General features: G+C 74.0%; 21 protein-coding genes. 14 read left to right on the plus strand and 7 right to left on the minus strand.

What is annotated here, in order from left to right:
* The first annotated feature begins 9 nt into the window (after window positions 1-9).
* Complete coding sequence (locus ACZ3IG_RS15355; RefSeq protein ID WP_467432239.1) at window positions 10-1,137, plus strand: aminopeptidase P family protein; 1,128 nt, start codon at window positions 10-12, stop codon at window positions 1,135-1,137.
* A gap of 55 nt (window positions 1,138-1,192) precedes the next feature.
* On the plus strand, window positions 1,193-2,161 hold the full coding sequence (locus ACZ3IG_RS15360) for an aminoglycoside phosphotransferase family protein (protein WP_467432241.1): 969 nt from the start codon (window positions 1,193-1,195) through the stop codon (window positions 2,159-2,161).
* A 201-nt stretch (window positions 2,162-2,362) separates the two neighbouring features.
* On the opposite strand, the gene treZ is transcribed toward ACZ3IG_RS15360, so the two are convergent.
* A complete protein-coding gene (gene treZ, locus ACZ3IG_RS15365) occupies window positions 2,363-4,108 on the minus strand; it encodes a malto-oligosyltrehalose trehalohydrolase (protein ID WP_467432242.1) in 1,746 nt (581 codons plus the stop codon).
* Window positions 4,109-4,328: 220 nt separating this feature from the next.
* Here treZ and ACZ3IG_RS15370 point away from each other — a divergent pair, with 220 nt between their 5' ends.
* Both ACZ3IG_RS15370 and ACZ3IG_RS15375 read left to right on the plus strand, forming a co-directional pair.
* Complete coding sequence (locus ACZ3IG_RS15370) at window positions 4,329-4,880, plus strand: FHA domain-containing protein (RefSeq protein ID WP_467432243.1); 552 nt, start codon at window positions 4,329-4,331, stop codon at window positions 4,878-4,880.
* 188 nt (window positions 4,881-5,068) lie between these two features.
* Complete coding sequence (locus tag ACZ3IG_RS15375) at window positions 5,069-6,445, plus strand: M14 family zinc carboxypeptidase (protein ID WP_467432470.1); 1,377 nt, start codon at window positions 5,069-5,071, stop codon at window positions 6,443-6,445.
* A gap of 242 nt (window positions 6,446-6,687) precedes the next feature.
* Here ACZ3IG_RS15375 and treY read toward each other — a convergent pair whose 3' ends face one another.
* On the minus strand, window positions 6,688-9,084 hold the full coding sequence (gene treY / locus ACZ3IG_RS15380; RefSeq protein ID WP_467432244.1) for a malto-oligosyltrehalose synthase: 2,397 nt from the start codon (window positions 9,082-9,084) through the stop codon (window positions 6,688-6,690).
* 70 nt (window positions 9,085-9,154) lie between these two features.
* Window positions 9,155-11,263, minus strand: coding sequence for a glycogen debranching protein GlgX (gene glgX, locus ACZ3IG_RS15385; protein WP_467432245.1), 2,109 nt, complete (start codon window positions 11,261-11,263; stop codon window positions 9,155-9,157).
* Between the two features lie 306 nt (window positions 11,264-11,569).
* Between glgX and ACZ3IG_RS15390 the strand changes: the two genes are divergently transcribed.
* Window positions 11,570-12,829: an SAV2148 family HEPN domain-containing protein gene (locus ACZ3IG_RS15390; RefSeq protein ID WP_467432246.1), complete on the plus strand. Its 1,260-nt coding sequence runs from the start codon at window positions 11,570-11,572 to the stop codon at window positions 12,827-12,829.
* 101 nt (window positions 12,830-12,930) lie between these two features.
* Complete coding sequence (locus ACZ3IG_RS15395) at window positions 12,931-13,653, plus strand: exonuclease domain-containing protein (RefSeq protein ID WP_467432247.1); 723 nt, start codon at window positions 12,931-12,933, stop codon at window positions 13,651-13,653.
* Window positions 13,654-13,692: 39 nt separating this feature from the next.
* Here the strand turns inward: ACZ3IG_RS15395 and ACZ3IG_RS15400 are convergent, their stop codons facing one another.
* Window positions 13,693-14,556: a phosphotransferase enzyme family protein gene (locus tag ACZ3IG_RS15400; protein WP_467432249.1), complete on the minus strand. Its 864-nt coding sequence runs from the start codon at window positions 14,554-14,556 to the stop codon at window positions 13,693-13,695.
* 148 nt (window positions 14,557-14,704) lie between these two features.
* Here ACZ3IG_RS15400 and ACZ3IG_RS15405 point away from each other — a divergent pair, with 148 nt between their 5' ends.
* The 8 genes from ACZ3IG_RS15405 to ACZ3IG_RS15440 all read left to right on the plus strand — a co-directional run bounded on the left by ACZ3IG_RS15405 (window position 14,705) and on the right by ACZ3IG_RS15440 (window position 22,810).
* Window positions 14,705-15,631 carry a carbohydrate ABC transporter permease gene (locus tag ACZ3IG_RS15405; RefSeq protein WP_467432250.1) on the plus strand — a complete coding sequence of 309 codons (927 nt, stop codon included), beginning with the start codon at window positions 14,705-14,707 and terminating at the stop codon, window positions 15,629-15,631.
* Window positions 15,628-16,461, plus strand: coding sequence for a carbohydrate ABC transporter permease (locus ACZ3IG_RS15410; RefSeq protein WP_467432251.1), 834 nt, complete (start codon window positions 15,628-15,630; stop codon window positions 16,459-16,461). The genes ACZ3IG_RS15405 and ACZ3IG_RS15410 overlap by 4 nt, the downstream gene beginning before the upstream one ends.
* Window positions 16,461-17,744, plus strand: a complete 1,284-nt coding sequence (locus tag ACZ3IG_RS15415) for an ABC transporter substrate-binding protein (protein ID WP_467432253.1) — start codon at window positions 16,461-16,463, stop codon at window positions 17,742-17,744. The genes ACZ3IG_RS15410 and ACZ3IG_RS15415 overlap by 1 nt, the downstream gene beginning before the upstream one ends.
* Window positions 17,745-18,117: 373 nt before the next feature.
* The gene (gene erm(O), locus ACZ3IG_RS15420) at window positions 18,118-18,897 is read left to right on the plus strand and encodes a 23S rRNA (adenine(2058)-N(6))-methyltransferase Erm(O) (protein WP_467432254.1); all 780 of its coding nucleotides are present in this window, start codon (window positions 18,118-18,120) and stop codon (window positions 18,895-18,897) included.
* A 113-nt stretch (window positions 18,898-19,010) separates the two neighbouring features.
* Window positions 19,011-20,216, plus strand: a complete 1,206-nt coding sequence (locus ACZ3IG_RS15425; RefSeq protein WP_467432255.1) for a glycosyltransferase — start codon at window positions 19,011-19,013, stop codon at window positions 20,214-20,216.
* 182 nt (window positions 20,217-20,398) lie between these two features.
* Window positions 20,399-20,947 carry a DUF1697 domain-containing protein gene (locus ACZ3IG_RS15430; RefSeq protein ID WP_467432257.1) on the plus strand — a complete coding sequence of 183 codons (549 nt, stop codon included), beginning with the start codon at window positions 20,399-20,401 and terminating at the stop codon, window positions 20,945-20,947.
* Window positions 20,948-20,993: 46 nt separating this feature from the next.
* Window positions 20,994-22,490: a hypothetical protein gene (locus tag ACZ3IG_RS15435; RefSeq protein WP_467432258.1), complete on the plus strand. Its 1,497-nt coding sequence runs from the start codon at window positions 20,994-20,996 to the stop codon at window positions 22,488-22,490.
* On the plus strand, window positions 22,487-22,810 hold the full coding sequence (locus ACZ3IG_RS15440) for a hypothetical protein (protein ID WP_467432259.1): 324 nt from the start codon (window positions 22,487-22,489) through the stop codon (window positions 22,808-22,810). The genes ACZ3IG_RS15435 and ACZ3IG_RS15440 overlap by 4 nt, the downstream gene beginning before the upstream one ends.
* Window positions 22,811-22,817: 7 nt before the next feature.
* Here the strand turns inward: ACZ3IG_RS15440 and ACZ3IG_RS15445 are convergent, their stop codons facing one another.
* The 3 genes from ACZ3IG_RS15445 to ACZ3IG_RS15455 are packed head-to-tail and all read right to left on the minus strand — an operon-like array spanning window position 22,818 to window position 25,693.
* Window positions 22,818-24,155 carry a protein kinase domain-containing protein gene (locus ACZ3IG_RS15445; RefSeq protein WP_467432262.1) on the minus strand — a complete coding sequence of 446 codons (1,338 nt, stop codon included), beginning with the start codon at window positions 24,153-24,155 and terminating at the stop codon, window positions 22,818-22,820.
* Window positions 24,156-24,158: 3 nt separating this feature from the next.
* Entirely contained in the window at window positions 24,159-25,037 is an 879-nt protein-coding gene (locus ACZ3IG_RS15450; RefSeq protein ID WP_467432264.1) for a protein phosphatase 2C domain-containing protein, read from the minus strand.
* On the minus strand, window positions 25,031-25,693 hold the full coding sequence (locus tag ACZ3IG_RS15455) for a vWA domain-containing protein (protein ID WP_403543258.1): 663 nt from the start codon (window positions 25,691-25,693) through the stop codon (window positions 25,031-25,033). The genes ACZ3IG_RS15450 and ACZ3IG_RS15455 overlap by 7 nt, the downstream gene beginning before the upstream one ends.
* Window positions 25,694-25,877: the final 184 nt, after the last annotated feature.

Genomic DNA, 25,877 nt, shown 5'->3' on the forward strand with positions numbered 1-25,877 from the left:
GGAGGTCGGATGACCGGCAGTACGCCCGTTCCGTTCACCGCAGGCGACTACCGGGCGCGCCTGGAGCGCGCCGCGCGGGCGGCGGCCGACGCCGGTCTGGCGGGGCTGCTGGTGGCGCCGGGACCGGACCTCGTCTGGCTCACCGGCTACACGCCCACCGCGATCACCGAGCGGCTCACCCTGCTGGTGCTCGCTCCCGGGCAGGACCCCGTCCTCGTCGTCCCGACGCTGGAGGCCGCCGACGCGCGCAAGGCACCCGGCGCGCCCGCCCTGACCCTGCGCGACTGGACCGACGGCACGGACCCCTACGCCGTCACCGCCGCCCTCCTGGACGGTTCGGGACGGTTCGGCGTCAGCGACAACGCCTGGGCGATGCACCTCCTGGGGCTCCAGCGCGCCCTGCCCGGTATTTCCTGTGCCGCCCTCACCGAGGCGCTGCCGATGCTGCGCGCCGTCAAGGACGCGGCGGAACTGGAACTGCTCGCCGCCGCCGGCGCGGCGGCCGACGCCGCGTTCGAGGAGATCAGGAACGTCCCCTTCGGAGGCCGCCGGGAGGCGGAGGTGGCCGCGGACCTCGACAGGCTGCTCCGCGAGCACGGGCACACGGTGGTGGACTTCACCATCGTCGCCTCCGGACCCAACGGCGCCGACCCGCACCACGAGGCCGGCGAGCGGATCATCGAGGCCGGCGACATGGTCGTCCTCGACTTCGGCGGCCTGCTCGGCGGCTACGGCTCCGACACCTCCCGCACGGTCCACGTCGGCCCGCCCACGGAGGAGGAACGCCGGGTCCACGACATCGTGCGCGAGGCGCAGGAGGCGGGGTTCCGCGCGGTGCGGCCCGGGGTCGCCTGCCAGGAGGTCGACCGGGCCGCCCGCGCGGTGATCGAGAAGGCCGGTTACGGCGCGTACTTCATCCACCGCACCGGGCACGGCATCGGCGTCACCACGCACGAACCGCCGTACATGATCGAAGGCGAACGGCGGCACCTCGTGCCCGGGATGTGCTTCTCCGTCGAACCGGGCATCTATCTCCCCGGCCGTTTCGGGGTACGCATCGAGGACATCGTGACGGTGACGGAGGAGGGCGGCCGGCGCCTGAACGACACCGAGCGGGAGCTGGTCATCGTGGACTGACCGGCCCCACCGGCCCCACCGTCCCCGCACGTCTCCGGAAGACAACGGCGCGACCATGACCCAGGCACCCACTCCCACCGCGGAGACCGTCCGTCCACTGGCCCGTTCCCTGCTCGGTGAGGGCCGGGCCGGGCCGGCGGACGGGCCCGACGTCCGGCTGGTCGACGCGGGCACCGGCGCGGGAACCGCCTGGTGGGTCGGCACCCGCCATGTGCTGCGGCTCGCACCCGACCGCGAGGCCGCCGTCCGCCGGCGCCGTGAGCTGCGGCTGCGGGACCTGGTCCGGCCGCACGTCCCGGTGGCCGTACCGGTGAGCGTGGCGCGGGGTGAGTGGGCGCCGGGACTGCCCTGCACGCTGGACACCAGGGTGCCCGGCGGCACGGCCGACGAGCACGAGGTGTCCGCGGTCGGTGAGACGGACCTGGCGGGGCTGCTCGGCGGGCTGCGCGAGGTGCCCGTCCGCCGGGCGGAGAGCCTCGGCGTGCCGCGGATCTCACCGCGCTCGCTGGAGGCGCTGCGCCGGGGGGCCGAGCGTGCCGCCGTCCGCCTGGCCGAGGCCGGCGAGTTCGACGCCGCCCGCCTGGCCCAGCTCACCCCGGCGGCCACCGCGCAGCTCGCCGCCCAGTCCGGCGCCGCGGTCCTGGTCCACCGCCGGCTCACCGCCGATCACCTCGTCGTCGGCGCCGACGGCCGGGTGCGCGGTGTGCTGGGCTGGACCGGTGTGGCGGTCGGCGACCCCGCCGAGGACATCGCCTCGCTCGCGCGCGCCGTGGGTTCCCCCGCTGCCGTCCGCGCCGCCACCCTGGCCGGCTACGGTGCCCGTCCCTGCCTGCGCGGCCTGTGGCTGGCCCGCTGCGACGGCCTCCTGGACTGCGCCGAGGCCCTCACCGGCCCCGCCGCCGAACCACCGCTGCTCCTCACCGACCGCCTGCACCGCGCCTGGGAGCCGATCCTCCTGGAACGCGTCACGGAACTCCGCGAACACACCACCGACGACCCGGACACGGACGCCACCGGGTTCTGAGGCGCCCGGACACGCACGTCGTCATCGGGTTCTGAGGCGCCCGGACACGCACATCGTCATCGGGTTCTGAGGCGCCCGGACACGGACGTCGCCACCGGGCCCTGAGGCCCCGGACACGGACGCCACCGGGCCCACGGGCCCCGGACACCGGCCGCACGCGAGACGACCACGCTCACCACCCGCCCCGAGAGCCGGGCGCTCCTACTCCTGCACCAGCACCACCGCCGATTCCCCGGGCACCCGGAGCACTCCGTCCGCCCCCGGCGCCTCGACCGGCTCCCACGCGGCCAGCACCCGCGCCGGACGGCCGCCGAGCGGGATCGCCGCCTCCTCGGCGCCGAGGTTGACGGCGACCCGGATGTCCCCGCGCCGGAAAGCGAGCCAGCGCGCCGCACCGTCGTAGGCGACCTTCGTGCCGGTGAGGGCCGGGTCGGTGAGGTCGGGGCGTTCACGGCGCAGGGCGATGAGCCGGCGGTACCAGTCCAGTACGCGCGCGTGAGGCTCGCGTTCCGGCTCCGACCAGTCGAGGCAGGAGCGGTCGCGGGTGGCCGGGTCCTGCGGATCCGGAACGTCCTCCTCCTTCCAGCCGTGCGCGGCGAACTCCCGGCGCCTGCCCCGCCGTACCGCCTGAGCCAGTTCGGGATCGGTGTGGTCGGTGAAGTACTGCCAGGGCGTCCCCGCCGCCCACTCCTCGCCCATGAACAGCATCGGGGTGAACGGGCCGGTCAGTGTCAGCGTCGCCGCGCAGGCCAGCAGACCGGGGGAGACCAGGGCGGCGAGGCGGTCGCCCTGGGCGCGGTTGCCGACCTGGTCGTGGGTCTGGGCGTAGGCCAGCAGCCGGTGCGCGGCGATCCGGGAGCGGTCCAGCCGGCGTCCGTGGTGCCGGCCCCGGAAGCTGGAGTACGTGCCGTCGTGGAAGTAGCCGCCGGTCAGCGTCTTGGCGACGGCGGCGAGGGGGTCGCGCGCGAAGTCGGCGTAGTAGCCCTGCGACTCGCCGGTCAGCGCCGTGTGCAGGGCGTGGTGGAAGTCGTCGTTCCACTGGGCGTGCACGCCCAGGCCGCCCGCCGCGCGCGGGGTGATGATCCGCGGGTCGTTGAGGTCGGTCTCGGCGATCAGGAACAGCGGCCTGCCGGTCTCCTCGGCCAGCGCGTCCACAGCCGTCGACAGCTCCTCCAGGAAGTGGCACGCGCGCGTGTCGACCAGCGCGTGCACCGCGTCCAGGCGCAGCCCGTCGATCCGGTAGTCGCGCAGCCACGCCAGCGCGCTCCGCACGAAGTAGTCCCGGACCTCGTCCGAGCCGGGCGCGTCCAGGTTCACGGCGACGCCCCAGGGAGTGTGGTGGCGGTCGGTGAAGTACGAGCCGAAGGCGGGGAGGTGGTTGCCGGAGGGACCCAGGTGGTTGTGGACGACGTCCAGGACGACGCCGAGTCCCAGCCCGTGGGCCCGGTCGACAAAGCGTTTCAGCGCCTCGGGTCCGCCGTACGGCTCGTGCACCGCCCACGGCGCGACCCCGTCGTACCCCCAGCCGCGCCGCCCCGGGAAGGGACACAGCGGCATCAGCTCCACGTGAGTGACGCCGAGCCGCACCAAGTGGTCCAGCCGCTCGGCGGCGGCGTCGAGCGTGCCCTCGCGCGTGTACGTGCCCACGTGCAGCTCGTACAGGACGGCACCGGGCAGCGCGCGCCCGGGCCAGTCGGCACGCCACGCGTAGCGCGCGTGGTCGACGACCGCGCTCAGCCCGTCCGGGCCGTCCGGCTGGCGCCGGGAGCGCGGATCGGGGAGCACGGGGCCGTCGTCCAGCGCGAAGCCGTACCGCGAGCCGTCCCGTGCCCGCGCCTCCCCCCGCCACCACCCCGCGCGCTCCGGGTCGCGCTCCATCGCTCGCGCGACCCCGTCGCAGTGGAGCGTCACACGGTCGGCCTCAGGTGCCCACACCTCGAACTGCACGGACGGTTCCCCTTCGTCTGCTCACAGTGACGTAGCCCGTCCATGGTCCTGCAAAGACGGCCGATCCGCCGTCGAACAGGCCGTTTCCGCCGCGACCGCCGTCCGCTCCCGTCCGCCGCCGTCGTCTGCCGTCCGCCGTCGTCCGTCGGAACCGGTCGCGCGTGGACGGCGCCCCGCCCTGTTCTGGACACCCCGCGCGCGCTGACCGACAATCAGCTTCGTGACGTCGTCCTTCGAGTTCCCCACGCACCCCGCGCGGTTGTCCGACGCGGAGCGCGACAAGGCGCTGCGGCTGCTCCGGGACGGGGTCGCGATGGGGCGGCTGTCGCACGACACGTTCGTCCACCGCATGGAGCTGGCGCTCACCGCCCGCCGTTCCGAGGAACTGGCCGCGCTCACCGCCGACCTGCACACGGAGGGCCGGGTGGCGCGCCTGGTGCTCGGCTCGGTCGAGGCGGTCTCCGGCTTCGGCGTACGGCTGCGCCGGGCCTGGCGGGCCGAGCGGCTGCCCAAGCTGCTGCTGCCCCACCCGGTCACCGGGCATCCGCTGCGCATAGGCCGCGACCCGGGCAGCGGGCTGCGCCTGAACCACGAGACGGTCTCCCGGGCGCACGCCGAACTGAGCCGCCAGGGCGGCATGTGGGTGCTGCGCGACCTCGGTTCGACCAACGGCACGACCGTGAACGGGCGGCGGGTCGTCGGCGCCGCCGTGGTCCGCGAGGGCGACCAGATCGAGTTCGGCCGGATGGCGTTCCGCCTCTCCGCGCACTGAGCCGGAGCACGCCCCCCGGCCTGCGCGGCACACCGTGTGCCCCATGCCGTGCGCGCGCCCGTACGACACGCCGTGCGGCGGGCGCGCACGGCGCAGTTCCCCGCGCCCGAGGCGGTGTTGACGTACCCCGCGACTCGTGACTGACTGGGCGTACGCCGCACACGCCCGTGAACCGGCGGCACTCCATCGTGGAGGTGTGTGCCCTGCCGCCCCTCCCGCGCTATCCGACCGTCGACGAGCTGCGTGCCGGGGCCGCGACGCTCGCGGCCCGGCATCCCGACCGGGCCCGGCTGCGCCGCGTCGGCACCTCGCGCGCGGGGCAGCCGCTGTGGCTGCTGTCCCTCGGCCACGGCGACCGTCAGGCCCTCGTCGTCGCCGGACCGCACGCCAACGAGCCCGTCGGCGGCGCCACCGTCCTGCGCCTGGCCGCCCGGATACTCGGCGACGCCCGGCTCACCGAGGGCGCCGACGCCACCTGGAACCTGCTGCTCTGCCTCGACCCCGACGGCCTGCGCCGCAACGAGGGCTGGCTGTCCGGGCCGTACAGCCTCGGCCGCTACGTCCGGCACTTCTTCCGGCCGTCCTTCATGGAACAGCCCGAGTGGCTGCCCGACGGCGCGGACCGCGCCGCGCTCCCCGAGACCCGCGCCCTGCTCGCCCTCCAGGACGAACTGCGGCCCTTCCTCCAGTGCTCCCTGCACGGCGCCGACGTCGGCGGCGGTTTCGCCGAGCTGACCCACGACCTGCCCGGCCTCGCCCGCCGCCTGGCGCACGCCGCGGTCCGCCTCGGCATACCCCGCGAGCTGGGCTCCTACGACGCCCTGTACTGGCCGGTGCTGGGTCCGGCCGTCTACGGGATACCGCCGCCGCGCCGGGGCAGTCTGACCGCGGCGATCACCGAGGCCGCCGTCGACTCGACCTGGACGCACCCGCGGCGGTACGGCACCGTCACGGCCGTCGTCGAGGCACCCATGTGGGCGGTGGACGCCGTGGCCGACGGCTCGCCGCCCGCCGACCGGGACGCGGTGCTGACCACCGTCAGCGGCACCCTGCGCCGCGACACCCGGCTCCTGCACCGCCTGGTCGCCCGGCTCCGCCCGCACCTGCCCGCCACTGCGGACACCGCCCGTCTGCTGGCGCCGGTCGACGACTACCTGCTGGTCTGCCCCCGGCTCGCCGACGCCTGGGACCCCCAGGCCGACGACGGATCGGGACGTGAACTGCCGCCGCTGAGCACCGCGCACCTGGCCGCCCTGCGCATCGCCGGCCGGCGGCTCGCCCTGCGCACGGCCGGACTGCTGTACCAGGCGGTGACGGTGTCCGGCCGCGACCCGGCCGGTGCGCTGCCGGAGCTGGAACGGCTCGTCGACCGGTGGAGCGACGACTACCGGGACTGCTGCGCGGCGCGCTGGGTGCCGGTCGCGCGGCAGGCGGAGTTCCAGTCCCGCGTGGTGCTCGCCGCGTTCGACCTGGCGGGACGGCACCCGTCCGCCGCCTCCCGTCCGGACCGTCCGGACCGTCCGGGCCGGGGGCCGCAGACCGCCGTGCCGATGCACTGGGAATGACACGGATCACGACGGGCCCCCGCAGCGACGCCCTGCCCCCGCGGAACCGGGCGCGGCACGTGGCGGGACGGCCGGTGCGGTACGCGGAGACCGTCCCGACGCCTGCGCGCCGGCCTCCCGGACGGGCACCCTGTGTACGTCGGCGGACGCGCGGGCGTGCGCCGGTCACCGCGCCCGGGTCACCGGCCACCGCGCCCGGGTCACCGGCCACCGCGCCCGGGTCACCGGCCACCCTGGCCGGGTCACCGGTCACCGGTGACCCGCCCGGTTCGGTCGCCGGCCGCCCCCACCCGCTCCAGCAGCGCCACCGGCAGCCGCTCGAAAAGTTCCGCCACGCGCGCGTGCCCGCTGAACTCCCGCCCGGCGGTCAGCACGTCCGCCCACCTCCCGGGCGGCAGCGGCAGGCTCGTCTCCCGCCAGCCGCCAGCCTCGGCCAGCCGCAGGGACAGCCGGGTCACGGCGGTGAGCACCTCGCCGGAGCGGACGAACGCGGCGCAGTGGGCCGCCGCCGGCCCCTCGGCGGTGAGCGGCCCGTACGTCGCCGAACGGCCGAAGGCACCGGGCCGCCGGAGCCGCAGCGCCAGCGCGGCCCGGGTCACCGCCTCCTTCGCACCGGCCCCTGCGGAGTCCCCGTCCGGAAAGGAGACCGGGCGGCGGTTGTCCGGGTCGACCAGAGCCCGGTACTCGCGCTCGGTGCCCTGGTAGAGGTCCGGCACGCCCGGCATGGTCAGGTGCACCAGGGCGGTGCCGAGGACGTTGGCCCGGACGTGCGGTTCCAGCGCGTCGCGGAAGGCGGCGACCCGTTCGCCGGGCGCCCCGCACGGCCCGGCCGTGACGAACCGCGCCACCGCCTCCTCGTACGGCGGCTCCCGCTCGGTCCAGCTGGTGTACATGCCCGCCTCGCGCACGTGCTTCAGCAGCGCCTCCCGGACCCGCTCCCCGTCCGCCGCGCCGCCCAGCCCGAACACCGTCTGCCAGGCCGCCCACGCGAGCTGTCCGTCCGGCACCTCCTCGACGCCGCGCGCGGCCTGGGCCAGCACCTCCGCCCACCGCCCGGGGCACTGGGTCAGCACGGCCAGCGCCGCCCGTACGTCGGCGCTGCGCTTGGTGTCGTGGGTGGAGACCACCGTGCCGGTCAGCGGCCAGTCGCGCTGCACGCGCGCGCAGTACGCGTGGAACTCCCCGGGCGGCACCGCCGGCTGTCCGGGGCCGCCGCCGACCTCGTTCGCCGACAGCAGCGGCACATAGCGGTAGAACGCCGTGTCCTCCACGGACTTGGCCCGCAGCGCCGACGCGGTCTGCGCGAACCGCGTCCGCAGCTCCACCGCGTCCGGTCCGTCGCCCGCCCGGCCGAGCAGCAGGTCCCGTACGACGTCGACCGCGCCGGCCTCCTCGGACACCGCGAACGCCGACCGGGCCTCGGCCGCCGCCTCCTCGGTGACGACCCGCGCCGGGTCGGTCGAGGTGTAGGGGCGGTAGACCTCCATGCGGACCAGCAGTTCCTGGAGGGCCAGCCGCAGCGCCCAGGGCGCGCGGTCGCGCAGCGCGGGGTCGGGCGACGCCTCGCACAACCGGTGCGCCACGCGCGTGAGCCGGTTCATCTCGGTGGCCAGTTCGTGCGTGAGCACCTTGTACGCCGCCCGCCGCACGGTCGCCGCCCACGCGCCGCCCCGGTCGGTCTGCGGGGCCGCGAACCTGCGGTACTCGGCGACGAGTTCCTCGTGCCCCGCCGGGTCCGTGAATAGCCCGTCCACGTGCCGCAGGGCGTCGTACCCGGTCGTCCCCGCCACCGGCCAGGCGTCCGGCAGGGGTTCCCCGTCGGCCAGGATCTTCTCCACGACCGTCCACCGGCCGCCGGTCGCCTCGTGCAGCCGCTCCAGGTAGGCGTCCGGGTCGGCGAGCCCGTCGGGGTGGTCGACGCGCAGCCCGTCCACCACCCCCTCGTGCAGCAGCCGCAGCACCGTGGCGTGCGTGGCCTCGAACACCTCCGGGTCCTCCACGCGTACGCCGATCAGCTCGGAGATGCTGAAGAAGCGCCGGTAGTTCAGCTCGGTCCGGGCCAGCCGCCACCACACCGGGCGGTACCACTGCGCGTCCAGCAGCCGCGGCAGCGGCAGCCGGGCGGTGCCCTCGCGCAGCGGGAAGGCGTGGTCGTGGTAGCGCAGCACGTCGCCGTCGACCCGCAGCTGGTCCAGGACCTCGCCGACCGGGCCGCCCAGCACCGGGACCAGCACCTGTCCTCCCTGCGCCTCCCAGTCGATGTCGAACCACCGCGCGTACGGCGAACTCGGACCCTGGCGCAGCACCTCCCACAGGGCGCGGTTGTGCCGCGGGGACATCGCCATGTGGTTCGGCACGATGTCCACCACCAGGCCCAGACCGTGCTCCCGCGCGGTACGCGAAAGCTCCCGCAGCCCCCGCTCGCCGCCGAGTTCCTCGCGCACGCGCGCGTGGTCGACGACGTCGTACCCGTGCGCGGAGCCCGGGACGGCCTCCAGGACCGGGGACAGGTGCAGATGGGATACGCCGAGCGAGGCCAGGTACGGTACGGCCGCCGCCGCGGCCCCGAAGGGGAACGAGGGCTGGAGCTGGAGCCGGTACGTGGCCGTGGGGGCCCGGTCGGGTCGCTCAGGTGTCATGCAGAGCTACGTACCCGCCCCGCCGCCTTTCGTGTCACCGGCCCCCCACACAGGCGTACGCGCGGTTGCCCTACACGGGCCTCCTCAGCACCGTCAGGCTCCGGTCCACCAGGGACAGCCGGTCCCCGGCCTGCACCTTGCGGGCCTCGTCCGCGGGCACCCCGTCCGGCAGGGCGGTGTCGACCACCACCTCCCACTGCCGGCCGTGGTCCACCGGGACGACGAAGTCCAGCCGCCTGGGGGAGGCGTTGAACATCAGCAGGAACGAGTCGTCGCCGATGTGCTCCCCGCGCGCCCCCGGCTCCGAGATCGCGTTGCCGTTCAGGAACACCGTCAGCGCCGACGCCTGCGCCGAGTTCCAGTCCCGCTGGGTCATCTCCCGGCCCTCGGGAGTGAACCAGGCGATGTCCGACAGATCGTCGTGGGTGCCCTCCACCGGCCGGCCGTGGAAGAAGCGGCGGCGCCGGAAGACCGGATGGTCCTTGCGCAGCCACACCATCGCGCGCGTGAAGCGCAGCAGGTCGGGGTCCTCGTCGGGCCATTCCACCCAGGCCAGCTCGTTGTCCTGGCAGTAGGCGTTGTTGTTGCCCCGCTGTGTACGGGCGAACTCGTCGCCGTGGCTGATCATGGGCACGCCCTGGGAGAGCAGCAGCGTGGCGATGAAGTTCCGCATCTGCCGCTGCCGCAGCTCCCGCACCGCCGGGTCGTCGGTCTCGCCCTCGGCACCGCAGTTCCAGGAGCGGTTGTGGCTCTCGCCGTCCCGGTTGTCCTCGCCGTTGGCGTGGTTGTGCTTCTCGTTGTACGCGACCAGGTCGTGCAGGGTGAAACCGTCGTGGCAGGTGACGAAGTTGATCGAGGCGAGGGGGCGGCGGCCGTCGTCCTGGTAGAGGTCGGAGGAACCGGTCAGCCGGGACGCGAACTCCGCCAGGGTGCGCGGCTCGCCGCGCCACAGGTCGCGCACGGTGTCCCGGTACTTGCCGTTCCACTCGGTCCACAGCGGCGGGAAGTTGCCCACCTGGTAGCCGCCCTCGCCCACGTCCCACGGCTCGGCGATCAGCTTCACCTGGGAGACCACCGGGTCCTGCTGCACCAGGTCGAAGAAGGACGACAGCCGGTCCACCTCGTGGAACTGCCGGGCCAGGGTGGCCGCCAGGTCGAAGCGAAACCCGTCGACATGCATCTCGGTGACCCAGTACCGCAGCGAGTCCATGATCATCTGGAGGACGTGCGGGGACCGCATGAGCAGGGAGTTCCCGGTGCCCGTGGTGTCCATGTAGTAGCGGGGGTCGTCGGTCAGCCGGTAGTACGACGGGTTGTCGAGGCCCTTGAAGGAGAGCGTCGGGCCCAGGTGGTTGCCCTCGGCGGTGTGGTTGTAGACGACGTCCAGGATCACCTCGATCCCGGCCTCGTGCAGCGCCTTGACCGCCGACTTGAACTCCAGCACCTGCTGGCCCCGGTCGCCCCAGGAGGCGTAGGCGTTGTGCGGGGCGAAGAAGCCGATCGTGTTGTAGCCCCAGTAGTTGTTCAGCCCCATGTCGACCAGGCGGTGGTCGTTGACGAACTGGTGCACCGGCATCAGCTCCAGCGCCGTCACGCCCAGTTCGGTGAGGTGTTCGATGATCGCCGGGTGCGCCAGGGCCGCGTAGGTGCCGCGCAGTTCCTCGGGCAGCCCCGGGTGGCGCATCGTCAGGCCCTTGACATGGGCCTCGTAGATCACCGTGTGGTGGTACTCCGTGCGCGGACGCCGGTCGTCGCCCCAGTCGAAGTACGGGTTGACCACGACCGACGTCATCGTGTGCGGCGCCGAGTCCAGGTCGTTGCGCCGGTCCGGTTCGTCGAAGTGGTAGCCGTACACCTCCTCGCCCCACCGGACCGCGCCGCTGATCGCACGCGCGTACGGGTCGAGGAGCAGTTTCGCGGAGTTGCAGCGCAGCCCGCGCTCCGGGGCGTACGGGCCGTGCACGCGGTAGCCGTACCGCTGCCCGGGCATCACGCCCGGCAGGTACGCGTGCCGCACGAACGCGTCGCTCTCCCGCAGTTCGACCGCCGTCTCCGAACCGTCGTCGTGCAGCAGACACAGCTCTACTCGGTCGGCGGCCTCCGAGAAGACCGCGAAGTTGGTGCCCGCTCCGTCGTAGGTGGCACCGAGTGGATACGCCTCTCCAGGCCAGACCTGCATGGACACGACTCTTTCAGGTGTACGGCGCCGGTGGGGGCGCCTTGGCTCCGAGTCTCCCCGAAAGTGAGGGAAGCACTCAGGACGCGCGGCCGAACTTTCCCTGGACCACAGGGGTTCCCTGCTCCGGCCGCCCGTCACGGCTATGAATCCGCTCACTCCGGCACCGCCCGACGCGCGGAACGAGCGGGGACCGGCGTCCAGTTGGTGAACGAGCCTGCGCATCAGGCTGCACCGCGCACCGCTCGCGGAGTACCCTTCCTTGATCGTTGAGACGGGCAGGTCGGGGGAGCGGAAGGCGGTGCGCGGGTGGGCTCGGGAGGGCTGGAGCTGCCCCCTGGTGACGAGGGTCACGAGGGTCACGAGGGGAGCTCCACGGACGTCCCGGCCGGTGCGGTGTCCCTGGCGCGGCCGATGAACGCGGGCGCGATCGGACCGGAACTGGAGTGGGACGCCGACGCCTGGCACGAGGTGCGCACCCGCGCCCAGCGGGCCGGCCGCGCCTACATCTGGCTGAACCTCGTCGAACAGCGGCTGAGGTCCGTCGTGGCCGCCGTACTGCGGCCGGTCTACGAACCGGTCCACGGCGGCGACGAATGGGTGGTCGCCGCAGCCGGACCGGCCGGCCAGGAGTGGGTGCAGCGCGCGGTCGCCGTCCGCGAGGTCAGCCGCCGCAAGGGCTATCTGCTCGATCCGGCCGACGACAACGTGCTCAGCTTCCTGACCCTGCCCCAGCTGCGCGAGCTGATGGTCCAGCACTGGCCCTGCTTCGAGCCGTACCTGGACGACCGCCGGGACGTGGAACTGGCCCTGGACGAGCTGGAGGTCACCCGCAACGTCGTCTCCCGCAACCGGGCGCTGTCCGAGACGGTGCTGAACCAGGCCGAGCGGGCCGCGGCCCGGCTCCTGGAGATGCTCGGCGCGGGCGGCGACGTGCCCTCCGCCCGCCGCATGCCGGTGGACGCGGTGGAGGACCTGGTCGGCGACCGGTACGCCGACGTGGTCGCCGTGCACCCGGACCGGGTCCGGCTGCTGCGCCAGTTCCCGGCGGAGGACTTCTTCGGCGGTGCCCGCCGCCTCGACGCCATCGGCATCGGCCTCAACCTCCTCGTGCAGAACTTCTCCGGCCGCCGGCTGGTCCGCCTCGCCGAGGCGGGCGGCCGGGTCCGGCTGCTGTTCCTCAACCCGGCCTCCAGCGCCCTCAAGCGGCGCGAGCGCGAACTGGGCGTCAAACGCGGCGAGCTGGGCCGGGCCGTGGAGACCAACATCCTGCACATGCGCCGGGTCCGCTCCCGGCTGCGCGACCCGGGGGCCTTCGAGATCCAGGTGTTCGACGAGACGCCCCGCTTCACCGCCTACCTCGTCGACGGCGACGGCGCCGACGGCGTCGCCGTGGTGCAGTCCTATCTGCGCCGCACCCGGGGGATGGAAGCCCCGGTCCTGGTCCTGCGGAACGGGCGGAACGGTGGCAAAGTCGTCAAGTCGGACCATGCGGAGGACGGCGGACTTTTCCCCACCTACCGCGAGGAGTTCGAGCTGATGTGGGCGGATTCGCGGCCGGTTTCCTGACCGTCCGGCGGCCGCCCTCCCGGGCGGTGGCCGCCGGATTGTCAGTGGCCCGTGCGAAGGTGGAGGCCACTGGGGGAACGCACCGAGAAGGGGGGCCACCCATGGGCTGGCACCAGGAGTTGCTGGTCGGTTTCGACCTGGAGACCACGGGCACCGACCCGCGCGAGGCACGCATCGTCACGGGCGCCGTGATCGAGGTCAGAGCCGGGGAGCCGCTGGGGCACCGGGAATGGCTGGCCGATCCCGGCATGGAGATCCCGGCGGGCGCGGTGGCCGTGCACGGCATCAGCACCGAGCGCGCCGCCGCCGAGGGCCGGCCCGCCGACCAGGTCGCGGACGCCATCGCGGACGTCCTCGTCGCCTACTGGAAGACGGGCGTCCCGGTCGTCGCCTACAACGCGGCCTTCGACCTCACCCTGCTCACCGCCGAACTGCGGCGCCACGCCCTGCCGTCCCTGCGCGACCGCCTCGGCGGCCCGGACCCCGCCCCCGTCATCGACCCGTACACCATCGACCGGTCCGTCGACCGCTACCGCCGCGGCAAGCGCAACCTGGAGGCGGTCTGCGCCGAGTACGGCGTCGCGCTCGACACCGCCCACGACGCCTCGGCCGACGCCCTCGCGGCGGCCCGCCTCGCCCGGGCGATAGCCGCCCGCCACCCCAAGGTCGCGGCCCTGACGCCGGCCGAGCTGCACCGTCGGCAGATCGAGTGGTACGCCGAATGGGCGGCGGACTTCCAGAGCTTCCTGCGCCGCAAGGGCGACGCCACGGCCGTGATAGACGGGACCTGGCCGGTACGGGAGCCGGTGGACGAGCGGGTCTGAGCACCGCCCGCCGGAAAGGGCCTCAGATCGCGAAGGGCCTCAGAAGGGATACCACCGCACCGTCGGATCCCCGTCCCGCAGCGACGCCACCCGGCGTTCGAACTCGGCCAGCGCCTTCGGGTTGCTCGGCGCGTGCTGCGCCACCCAGGCGCAACTGGCCGTCTCCCGGGCACCGCGCAGCACCGCGCAGCCCTCCCAGTCGCGCACGTCCCAGCCGTAGGCGCCGGTGAACGCGTCGTACGCCTCGGCGGGCAGGCCGTAGCGGTCGCGGCTGAGGGCGAGGACCACCAGGTCGTGCTCGCGCAGGTCGCTGGAGAAGGTCTCCAGATCGACCAGGACGGGACCGTCCGGGCCGATGTGCACATTGCGGGGCAGCGCGTCACCGTGGATCGGGCCCGGCTCCAGCGCCGGGACGAGCGCGGCGGCGGCCGCCGCGAAGCCGTCGCGGCGCGCGCGCAGGAACTCCGCGTCGGCGGGGTCGATCGTGTCGCCCGCCAGCCGCAGCCAGCGTTCCACACCGCCCAGCAGCTCGCGGGGCGGCAGCCCGAAGGAGGGGGAGGGCAGTGCGTGCACGACCCGCAGCAGCGGAGCCAGGTCCCGGGGCTCGGCGGGCCGCACCGGCTCGGGCAGCCGGTGCCACACGGTCACCGGATGGCCCTCGACCGACAACGCCTCGGGCACAGCGGCCCGGACGGCCGGCACCCCGGCCTCGGCCAGCCACAGCGCGACGGCCAGCTCCCGGCGCGCCCGGTCGAGCAGCCCGGCGTCGCGGCCCACCTTGACCACCAGAGGGCCGGCGGCGAACACGGCGTTCTCGCCCAGCGTGAGCAGCCGCGCGCCGGCCGCCGCGCCGGGCAGCACTCCCGCCGCGTCCAGTACCTCCCGCGCCCGTGCCTCGTCCATCGTCCGCCTCCGTGCTCCGAATCCCGCCCCAGTGTCGCATTCGCACAGGTCGGGGCGGTGTGCGAGGTCCCTTGACGGGGCGCGCCGCCTTCACGACCATGACCAGGCCCGCCCAGGGCGAACAAAACGGCAGATCGGGGTGGAATTCGTGACGAGAACGGCCGCGGCCGGGACAGCCGGGGCGGTGACCGGACCCGCGCGCCGCGCACCCGGCCCCGGCGCCTGGTTCCTGGTGCTGCCCGCCCTGATCCCCATCCTGGTGCTCAGCGTCGGCCCGCTGCTCCACGGTGTCCTGCTGGCCTTCACCGACGCCCAGTCGGGCCGCACCGAGCCCACCCAGTGGATCGGCGCCCTCAACTTCCAGGACCTGCTGCACGACACGCTGTTCTGGGAGTCGTTCCGCATCGGTCTGCTGTGGGCCCTCGGCGTGACCGTGCCGCAGTTCCTGCTCGCCCTCGGCCTCGCCCTGCTGCTCTCCCAGGACCTGCGGCTGCGCTGGCTGGCCCGCGCCCTGGCGATCATCCCCTGGGCCATGCCCGAGGTCGTCGTCGGCATCATGTGGCGCCTCGTGTACAACACGGACGCCGGCATCCTCAACGAGACCCTGCGCGACCTCGGCCTCGGCGACGGCCGGGACTGGCTCAGCGGCCTGGGCACCGCGCTGCCCGCCGTCATCGTCGTCGGCGTCTGGGCGGGCATGCCGCAGACCACGGTCACCCTGCTCGCCGGGCTCCAGAACACCCCGCGCGAACTGCACGAGGCCGCCGCGGTCGACGGCGCGGGCGCCTGGCGCCGGTTCCGCACGGTGACCTGGCCGGCCCTCAGACCGGTCGCCCTCGCCATCACCGCGCTCAACCTGATCTGGAACTTCAACTCCTTCGCCCTGGTCTACGTACTGACCGGCGGAGGCCCCGGCGGACGCACCCGGCTGCCGATGCTCTTCGCCTACGAAGAGGCGTTCCGCTACGGGCAGTACGGCTACGCGGCGGCGATGGGCTGCGTGATGGTCGCCGTGATCTCGGTCCTGCTGGCCGTCTTCCTCGTCGGCCGGCTGAAGGGGGGCGAGGACACGTGAGGACCTCGAACCGGGCCCGCGCGGGCCAGTACGCCGCACTCCTCGCCTACCTGGTCTTCCTCGCCTTCCCGTTCCTCTGGCTGCTCTCCACCGCGTTCAAACCCCCGCGCGAGCTGGCGAGCCTGCACCCCACCTGGATCCCGCACGACCCCACCCTCGCCAACTTCCGCCAGGCCTTCGACGAACAGCCGCTGCTGCGCGCCGGGCTCAACTCCCTGCTGGCCGCTCTCGCCGCCGCGCTGATCGCCGTGGTGCTCGCGACCCCGATGGCCTACGTCATGGCCCGGCACCGCACCCGGCTCACCAAGGCGGCCACGGGCTGGGTGGTGGTCAGCCAGGCGTTCCCGTTCGTGCTGCTGATCATCCCGCTGTTCCTGGTGCTGAAGAACCTGCGGCTGATCGACTCGGTGCCGGGACTGGTGCTGGTGTACGTGGTGTGGTCGCTGCCGTTCGCGCTGTGGATGCTGGCCGGGTACGTGCGCGCCGTGCCGGCCGAGCTGGAGGAGGCGGCGGCGGTCGACGGGGCCGGGCGGCTGCGCACCCTGGTGTCGGTGACCGCGCCGCTGCTCGCGCCCGGGATCGTGGCGACGGCGCTGTTCGCGTTCATCACCGCCTGGAACGAGTTCTTCTTCGCGCTGGTGCTGCTGAAGACCCCGGAGAAACAGACCCTGCCGGTCGTCCTCACCCACTTCCTCGGCGCCGAGGGCGTGGCCGACCTCGGCCCGCTCGCGGCGGCGGCCTTCCTGGCGACGCTGCCCTCGCTGGTGGTCTTCGCCCTCATCCAACGACGGATCACGAGCGGCATGCTCGCCGGGGCGGTGAAGAGCTGATGCGGACGAGGATCGCCGCCCTGACGGCCGTGCTGTTCCTGCTCCTCGCGGGCTGCGCCGGAGGCGGGGACGGCGCGGACGACGGCCGGATCACCCTCCGCTTCCAGTCGCTGGCCTGGCAGCGGGAGTCCGTGACCGCCAACAAGGAACTGGTGGCGGAGTGGAACGCCGCCCATCCGGACATCCACGTCGAGTACGTCCAGGGCAGCTGGGACAGCGTCCACGACCAGCTCCTCACCTCCTTCGAGGGCGGCGAGGCGCCGGACATCATCCACGACGCCTCCGACGACCTCGCCGACTTCGCCTACGGCGGCTATCTGGCCGACCTCGGCGGCCTGCTGCCCGAGCGGCTGCGCTCGGACATCCCGGCGAGCAGCTGGGAGACGGTCACCTTCGGCGACGGGATCTACGGGGTGCCGTTCCTCCAGGAGCCACGGGTGCTGATCGCCGACGCGAAGCGGCTGGCGGAGGCGGACGTCCGGATACCGACGGTCGAACGCCCGTGGAGCTGGGCGGAGTTCCGGGAGGTGGCGAAACGGCTGAGCGGGCCCGGGCGGTACGGGGTGGCCTGGCCGCTGAAGGAGCCCGTGTCGGCCTCGCTCAACCTGTCCCTCTCGGCGGGCGGGCAGCTCTTCCACCGCGGGGCGGACGGCAAGGTGACCGTCCGCGTCGAGGCGGGCGACGAGGTGGTGCCGCGCACCATCCACGACCAGGTCAACACCGACCGCAGCGCCTCGCCGACGACCCTGGGCAGCGGCGGTTCCGACACGCTGCCCGGCTTCTTCGGCGGCAGGTACGCGATGGTGCCGCTCGGCTTCTCCTACCGCCAGCAGATCGAGCAGCAGGCGCCCGAGGACTTCGAGTGGCGGGTGCTGCCCGCGCCGGCCGGGGCCGGCGGGCTCACCCAGGGGGTCAGCCCGCAGACGCTGTCCGTCGCGCGGGACAGCGCGCACAAGAAGGAGGCGGTGGCGTTCCTCGACTTCCTGCTCCAGCCCCGCAACATGGTGCGGCTCGCCCTCGGCGACTGGATGCTGCCGACGGGGGCCTCGGCCCTGGCGGACCCGGCGTTGCGCACGCCGGAGGACGGGTGGGCCGTCGGAACCGCGCTCGCCAGGCATCTGCGGTCGGCGCCCGCGCAGTCGGTGCGGGGGTATGCCGAGTGGAAGGACAAGGTGGCCACGCCCGCGTTCCAGGAGTACTACAGCGGGGCCATCGGGGCGGGGGAGCTGCGGGAACGGCTGGAGGAGGACGGGAACCTGGTGCTCGCCCGGTATCAGCGGTGAGTTCCCGGGCGCGGGTTCGTTGTGGTCGTCCGTGCGGTTCCCCGTACCCCGCGCCGGTTCGGGGGCGCCGCAGAAACCCGTTCCCCGCGCCGGTTCGGGGGCGCCGCAGAAACCCGTTGCCGGGGAAGTGGCCGTCGCCTAACGTCGTCCCCGTGGCAGCGTTCAACGCGATTTTCGACTCCGGTCTCGGCCGGGGCTGCACGTACTCCATCCGGATGCGTGGCGGCCTCGGTGCCCTGACCGGCCCGGGCCGCGCGCCCGTATCGCGGTAGCGCTTCGCGCTCTCTTCGTAGCGCTCTCCACGCTTTCGTCTTCCGGTCAGGGCCTTCGGCTGCCCTTTCCCGCCTTTCACGGAAGACAAGGACCGCTGGCCATGGCCCGCCCCTCTTCGCGTGCCCGCACGCTCTCGCAGAACTTCCTCGCCGACCGCGCCGCCGCCGAGCGCTTCGCGCGGCTCGCCGTCCCCGACCCCCGCACCGCGCCCCTCGTCCTCGAAGTCGGCGCGGGCAAGGGCGCGCTGACCGAACCGCTCGCCCGCCGCGCCCGGGAACTGACCGCCTACGAGATCGACCCCCGGCTCGTCCCCGCACTGCGCGCCCGTTTCGCCCGCGCGCCGCACGTCCGCGTCGTCGGCGGTGACTTCCTGGCCGCGCGCCCCCCGCGCACGCCGTACTCCGTCGCCGGGAACGTGCCCTTCTCCCGTACCGCGGACATCGTGGACTGGTGCCTCACCGCACCCGGCCTCACCGACGCCACCCTCCTCACCCAACTGGAGTACGCCCGCAAACGCACCGGCGACTACGGCCGCTGGACCCTGCTGACGGTCCTGACCTGGCCGCGTCACGAGTGGCGTCTGGCGGGGCGGGTGAGCCGGTACGGCTTCCGGCCCGCGCCGCGCGTCGACGCCGGGATCATCCGCATCGAACGCCGGCCCGCCCCGCTCCTCGACGCCCGCGCGTACCGCGGCTGGCGGCGCCTGGTCGAGCTGGGCTTCTCCGGCGTCGGCGGCTGTCTGCACGCCTCCCTGCGGCGCGAGCACCCCGGGCGCCGGGTGGACGCGGCCTTCCGCGCGGCCCGCCTGGACCCGGGCGCGCTCGTCGGCGAGGTGGCGCCGGAGCGCTGGCTGCGGCTGTACGAGGTGCTGGCACCGTGACGGCGAACGTGACCGCGACCCCGACGGGAACCCCGACCCCGACCCCGACCGTGCCGTCAGCCGACCCGGTAAACCACTTGCACGAGACGTATCGTCTCGTTACGGTCCTCGGTATGACCAGTCGCTCCCACATCGCCATGTTCTCCATCGCCGCCCACGGCCACGTGAATCCCAGCCTGGAGGTGATCCGCGAGCTGGTGGCGCGGGGGCACCGGGTGACCTACGCGATCCCGCCCGCCCTGGCCGAGAAGGTCGCCGGGACCGGCGCCGAACCCAAGCTGTGGCACAGCACGCTGCCCGGCCCCGACGCCGACCCGGCGGACTGGGGCACCACCCTGCTGGACAACGTGGAGCCGTTCCTGGACGACGCGATCCAGGCGCTTCCGCAGCTCGTCAAGGCGTACGAGGGCGACGAGCCGGACCTCGTCCTGCACGACATCACCTCCTACCCGGCCCGGGTCCTCGCCCACCGCTGGGGCGTGCCCGCGATCTCCCTCTCGCCGAACCTCGTCGCCTGGGACGGGTACGAGCAGGAGGTCGGCGAGCCGATGTGGGAGGAGCCGCTGAAGACCGAGCGCGGTCAGGCGTACTACGCCCGGTTCCACGCCTGGCTGGAGGAGAACGGGATCACCGAGCACCCGGACCCGTTCGTCGGCCGCCCCGCCCGCTCCCTGGTGCTGATCCCCAAGGCGCTCCAGCCCAACGCCGACCGGGTCGACGAGTCGGTCCACCGTTTCGTCGGCGCCTGCCAGGGCGACCGGGGCGCCGAGGGCGGCTGGGAGCGGCCGGCCGGTGCCGAGAAGGTCGCGCTCGTGTCGCTCGGCTCGTCCTTCACCAAGCAGCCGGCCTTCTACCGGGAGTGCGTGCGGGCGTTCGGCGGGCTGCCGGGCTGGCACCTGGTGCTCCAGGTCGGCCGGCACGTCGGCCCGGCCGACCTGGGGGACATCCCCGACAACGTGGAGGTGCGGTCCTGGGTCCCGCAGCTGGCGATCCTCAAGCAGGCGGACCTGTTCGTCACGCACGCCGGGGCCGGCGGCAGCCAGGAGGGGCTGGCCACGGCCACCCCGATGATCGCCGTACCGCAGGCCGTGGACCAGTTCGGGAACGCGGACATGCTCCAGGCGCTCGGCGTCGCCCGCAAGCTGCTCACCGAGGAGGCCACCGCCGAGGCGCTGCGCACGGCCGCGCTCGCCCTGGTCGACGACCCGGAGGTGGCCCGGCGGCTGACGAAGATCCAGGCGGAGATGGCCGAGGAGGGCGGTACCCGACGGGCGGCCGACCTGATCGAGGCCGAACTGGCCGCCGTCCGGGGAGCGTAGCGGCGAGGGCCTCCCACCCCCGACCCGTTCGCCTCTCGTCGTGGGCGAGGCCGCCGGGGCGTGGGAGGCCGGCCGGTGCGGGAGCGGCGGGCAACGGCTACAGTTCGCGGGGTCCGCCCGGAGCGGACCGCGGCCGTCGCGCCCACCCCCACGGGGCACGACGGCCGCATTATCGTCTGTCCATGACGACGACGTACGCGGCGCTGCTGCGCGGCATCAACGTGGGCGGCAAGCGGAAACTCCCGATGGCCGGCCTGCGTGCCCTCATGGCGGACCTGGGCCACACCGGCGTACGCACCCATCTGCAGAGCGGACAGGCCGTGTTCACCGCGGAGCACGGCACCGAGGAGGAGCTGGCGGCCGGGCTGGCGGACGCGATCGAGGCGCGGTTCGGGTTCGCCGTGGACGTGATCGTGCGCGACCACGCCTATCTGCGGGCGATCGTGGAGCAGTGCCCCTTCCCGGCCGCCGAACTGGCGCCCAAGCAGCTCCACGTCACCTACTTCTCCGCGCCGGCCGGCGCGGAACGGTTCGCGGAGATCGACCGGGCGGCCTGTCTCCCCGAGGAGTTCCGCCTCGGCGACCGCGCCCTCTACCTCTACGCGCCGGACGGCCTGGGCCGCTCCAAGCTCGCCGACCTCATGTCCAGGCCCCGCGTCACCCAGGGCCTCGTCGCCACCACCCGCAACTGGAACACCGTCGTCAAGCTGGTGGAGCTGACGGCGCCCTGACTCCTGACTAAGGTGGGCCGGACGTACGGGGGAAGGGCGTGTCACCGTGGGGGGAAGGGCGCTGCCGGCGCTGCCGCAGTACCGCAAGGACGGGGTCACCCGGCGGCTGTGCGCCTCGGTCCACCTCGACGCGGACCTCGCCCGCTGGACGGACCGGGAACTCACCGGCGACCGGCTGACCTCGCCCGGACTGACCCTCGGCATCAACTTCGTCGCCCTCGCCCGGCACGCCCGCGCCGCCGCCTCGCGCCGCGACGCGCTGGAGAAGCGGCTCACCCGGCTCGCCGCCGCCCTGGCCGGCGCCGTCCTGGTGGGCCTGTGGGGACTGACCGGCGGCCACGGCACGCTCGCCGCGGTCGGGATCTACGGGGCGCTCGCCGTCCTCGGCGCCTCCTGGTGGTTGATCCACCGCGCCGAGTCACAGGCCCGCGACGCGGCCCGCGCGGTCTTCGTGGGCACCGAGAGGGCCGAGAAGCTCGCCCCGCCCGTGGAACCCGAGGCGGAGGCGTGGCTGCACGGACTCAAGCGGGCCAACGTGCTGCCCTACGCCGACGCGGCGGCCCTGACCACCCCCTTCGTCGGCAGCGGCACGAAGATCAAGGAGGTGGTCTGGCAGCCCATCGACGTCAGCCGGCCGGCCGAGGCACCCGGCGGCGGCAAGCTCCCGCTGCTCCCCTTCGACGCCGTCGACCTGCACACCTACGTGGCCCGGCAGATGGAGTCCATCGCCGGCCTGGAGGGCCTGCGCGCCAGGAACCGGCTCTACGTCCTCGGCAGCCACGCCCACCTGCTGCCCGAGCTGGTCCCCGACCGCACCGCGCGCCCCCGCGCCCAGGTCCCCAAACAGCTCGTGCAGGCCGGCCTGCACACCCCCGGCGCGGGCATGCGCACCCACCTGTGCCTGGAACGGGTCGGCGAGGGCGGCCGGGTCGTCGTCTGCATGTATCTGCGGGCGATCCTGCACCGGCCCAACCTGACCTGGGAGGTGGCCGCCTACGTGATCCCGCCGCTCGGCGCGCGCTTCGACCGGGTGGACCGGCTGCCGGTGGCCCCGTTCGACCGGTGGTGGAGCCTGGTCGCGTACGCCTGCTCGCACCTCTTCACCGACCTGCGCCGGGCGCCGGGACGCCGGCGCGCGCGCCGGCGCCGGGCGCGACAGGAGGCGCGGGCGCTGGCCAGGCGGCGGCGGGAGATCACCGACCAGCACCTGCTCGTCGACCACGGCGCCGACGACAGCGTGCGGGCCCGGCTGAGCGACTGGGCGGAGGCGGGGTACGCCGAGCGGACCGACGCGCAGGACTACCTCTTCCGGCTCCAGCAGGGCGTGCTGGTGGCCACCGAACGCTTCCTGAAGGACCACAACGTCGACACCAGTTCCTTCGACCGGGCGCAGCAGGTCATCAGCACCCAGACCTACCACATCTCCGGCGACATCACCGGACCCAGCAACATCGGCACCGGCGGCCAGATCACCGTCAACGGCGGGCCGCAGGGCCAGGGGGGTCCGGCGGCGCCGGGTCAGCAGGGAGGACCCACACCATGAGCACGTACAACTTCCACGGGAACATCAGCGGGCCGGCGAACATCGGCGACCACGGACACATCGAGATCCACCACGGCGCGGACCCGGCCGCGGTGCTGGCGCTCGCGGACCGGCTGGTCGAGCGGCTGCGCGGCGAACACCCCGCGCTGGCCCCCGAGGCCGAGGTCGTCCAGGGCGAGCTGGTGCGCGCCGGGCAGGAGGGGCGGGCCGTCGACCGGGGCCGGATCCGGGCCGCCCTGGAGACCATCGGCATCGGCGTCGCGGCGGGCAGCGGCAGCCTCGCCCTGGCTCAGGAGATCCAGCGGGCCCTGGGGCTGTGACGGCACGTCACCTGGGGTGCACCACCGCCCGCGCCCCCTCCCCGAGGTCCAGTTCGAGACCGGCCCGCAGCGGCACCGTCTGACCGGGCGCGATCCGCTGGAGCGTGCCGTCGGAGCGGGCGCCGGTCCAGGTCCGCTCGGAGCGGTTGGCGATGCCGAACCGGCCCGGCTTCGAGGGGTGTTCCACCAGCTCCGCGACGAGCGCCGCGTCCGAGCAGTCGTGCCGCTCCGGCTCCGGCGCCAGATGGTGGTCCTGCACCCGGGCCGCCCGCCCCAGCCGGATGTGGTGCCCGGCGCGCGGCGGCGGCGTGGTCACCACCAGCCGGGGCGGCAGCACCACCTGGGCCCCGCACCCCCAGCAGCTCCTGGGCGGCGGGTTCTCGCCCGGCTCCGTCATGTTCTGCCGCCCGCAGGCCGCGCACTCCACCACCGTGTCGAGCACCGCCCGCAGCGCGTCCCGCCACTCGGACTCGCGCACCCGCGCCGCCGGATCGCGCAGGCCCGTCGTGAAGACCCGGCGGAACAGCTCCCGCAGCCGCTCCGCCGTCGCCTCCCAGGTGGCCAGCACCGTGGTGTGCTCCATCGGGTCGGGGGCGTTGGCGTCGTCGGCCGGGTCGAAGACGAACAGCGGATCACGGCCGTACAGCTTGCGCTCGGCCGCGTCGTCCAGACAGTGGATGCCCAGCTCGCGGCGGCCCTCGAAGGGGTGGTGGTTCATCAGCAGCATGAACAGCAGCACGGCCAGGGAGTGCAGGTCGGACTGGGTGCCGGGCCGGGCGCCCGGGTCGCCGCGCACCAGCTCCGGGGCCATGAACTTCATGGTGCCGGAGATGCCGCTGACGTCGCCCTCCACCACCGCGTTGTCGTTGTCGCAGACCAGCACCTCACCGGTGGCCGGGTCGAAGAAGATGTTGCCCCAGGAGATGTCCCGGTAGGCGACGCCCCGCATGTGCAGCGCCTGGTAGGCCTCCACCGTGTACAGACAGGCCCGCAGCAGGGCCCGGGTGTTGGTGCGCAGCCGGCGGCGGAACAGCTCGGGCAGCCCCTTGAACCGTTCGGGGCGCAGGTCCATCAGATAGCCGAAGGAGCCGCGGTACGGACCGACGTGGGCCTCGGGCCACAGGAAGCGGTCGTCGTGGAAGTCGCGGTGCACCAGTTCCCGGACGATCGCCTCCTGCTGGGGCGTCGCCGAGGTCGGGTAGTACCACTTCAGGGCCTTCTCCCCGGTCCAGGTCGCGACCCGGTACACCTCTCCCTGCCCGCCGGCCCCCAGCAGGGCGAGGATCTCGACCTCGTCCCCGTTCTCGGTGGCCAGCCGCGTGCCGCCGTCCAGCATGCCGCTCATCTCTCAGCTCTCCGTCTTCCGTTCCAGTTCCGCCCCGGCCCCCGGCTCCGGGGGCCGCAGCGCCGCGGTGAGGGTCGTGTCGTCCCCCGAGTGGCGGGCGGCGTGCTCCAGCCACTGGGGGAGCAGGTGCCGCACCCCCGCGCTGCCGTCCGCGGTCAGCCGGCCCTGGAGGTCCTCGACGAACGCCGGGTACCCGTCGGCCGACGCGAAGCTCTTGGACAGCCCGTCCGTCGACAGCACCACCAGCCTCGGCAGCCGGGCCTGTTCGAACACCGGCGCCCAGTGCGTGCGCACCTGACGCCAGGCCCGCGGCCCGCACAGCGAGTCCGTCTCGTCCCCGAGGGCCTCCTCGGCCGGCGCCAACGGCCGCTCCAGCGTGCCGTCGTGCGCCACCACCGCGAGGTCACCGTCCCCGATCTGCCAGGCCACCAGCAGCCAGGGCGTGAGCACCGCGCCGATCAGCGTGGTGCCGTACAGCCGCAGCTTCTCGTCGTCCCCCGGCTCCGGCGCCCCGTCGTCGGCGACCGGCCGGTGCCGGTCCCAGTGCCCGAGCGCCGCCGCGCGCCACTGCCGTACCAGGGCGCGCGGGAAGTCGTCGCGGGCGTACGTCATCAGCCGGGCCGGCCGCCCCGGCCCGTGCGGGTCGCGGGCCGCGCGGCCGAACTCGGCGGCCAGCACCGCGAAACGGTCCACGGCGAACCGCGCGCCCAGCTCGCTGCGGGCGTACGCGGGAGAGCCGTGCCCGTCCGCCACCGCCAGCACCAGCGGGTCGTCCGCGCTGCCCGCCCCCTGGCAGGCGTACCAGTCCTGGTTGCACCGCTTGCCGACGCCCCGCACGCTCTCGCCGAGCGTCTCCCAGGGCCGTACCCGTAGCGTCACCACACGTCGTCGTCATCGTCGTCGTCGAGGACCGGCGGGGCGAACGGCTGCTTGACCGTCGGGTCCTCCTGGCCCGCCATCGGCTGCGAGGCGGCCTTCACCGCGGCGGTCGACGCCCACCGGATGGCGGCGGCCAGCTGCTTGCCGTTGTGCGCCTCCAGCGGCTTGAACTCCGGGTTGCCGATGAACTCCTGGAGTACGCCCTTGTCCGCGTCGTGGCCGATCGCGATGGCGATCCGAACCGCCTTGCGGCCCCAGGGCGTCGCGTCGACCGCCGCGAGGCCCGCCCGCCAGTCGTCGGTGGGCACCCCGTCCGACACCAGTGCCAGGACCGGCTTCAGCGCGCGCTGCGGCATCGGCGGGGTCTGGAGCTCGCGGGCGGCCAGGGTCAGCGCCTCGCCCAGGTTGGTCATGCCGTCCACCTCGACGTCCTGCCAGGTGAAGTCGTCGACCGGGACCGGCGCCTGGTGCAGCCACTGGGCCGTGGTGGAGAAGGTGATGGTGCGCAACAGCAATTGTGCCGCCGGGTTGTCGGCCGCCACCGCCCGCATCTCCGGGAGGGCCTCCCGGATCGCGTAGTTCAGCTTGGCGATCTTGTCGCCCTGCATGGAGTACGAGCAGTCCAGCAGCCAGATGAAGTGGACCGGCCGGTTCGCCATGGGCCCGCCGGGGATGTCGCTCACGTGGTTGTCGCCTTTCCGGTAGTCACGGTAGTCGCGTGGAGGGGAGGGGTGCGCGGGTCCGTCACAGCAGCCACCACACCAGCGCGGCCACCGCTGCGGGGGTCAGCGCCAGGGAGGCGATGAACAGCGCCGCCACCAGCCGCCGTCCGCGTCCGATGGA

Source organism: Streptomyces sp. NPDC016677 (assembly GCF_055562815.1).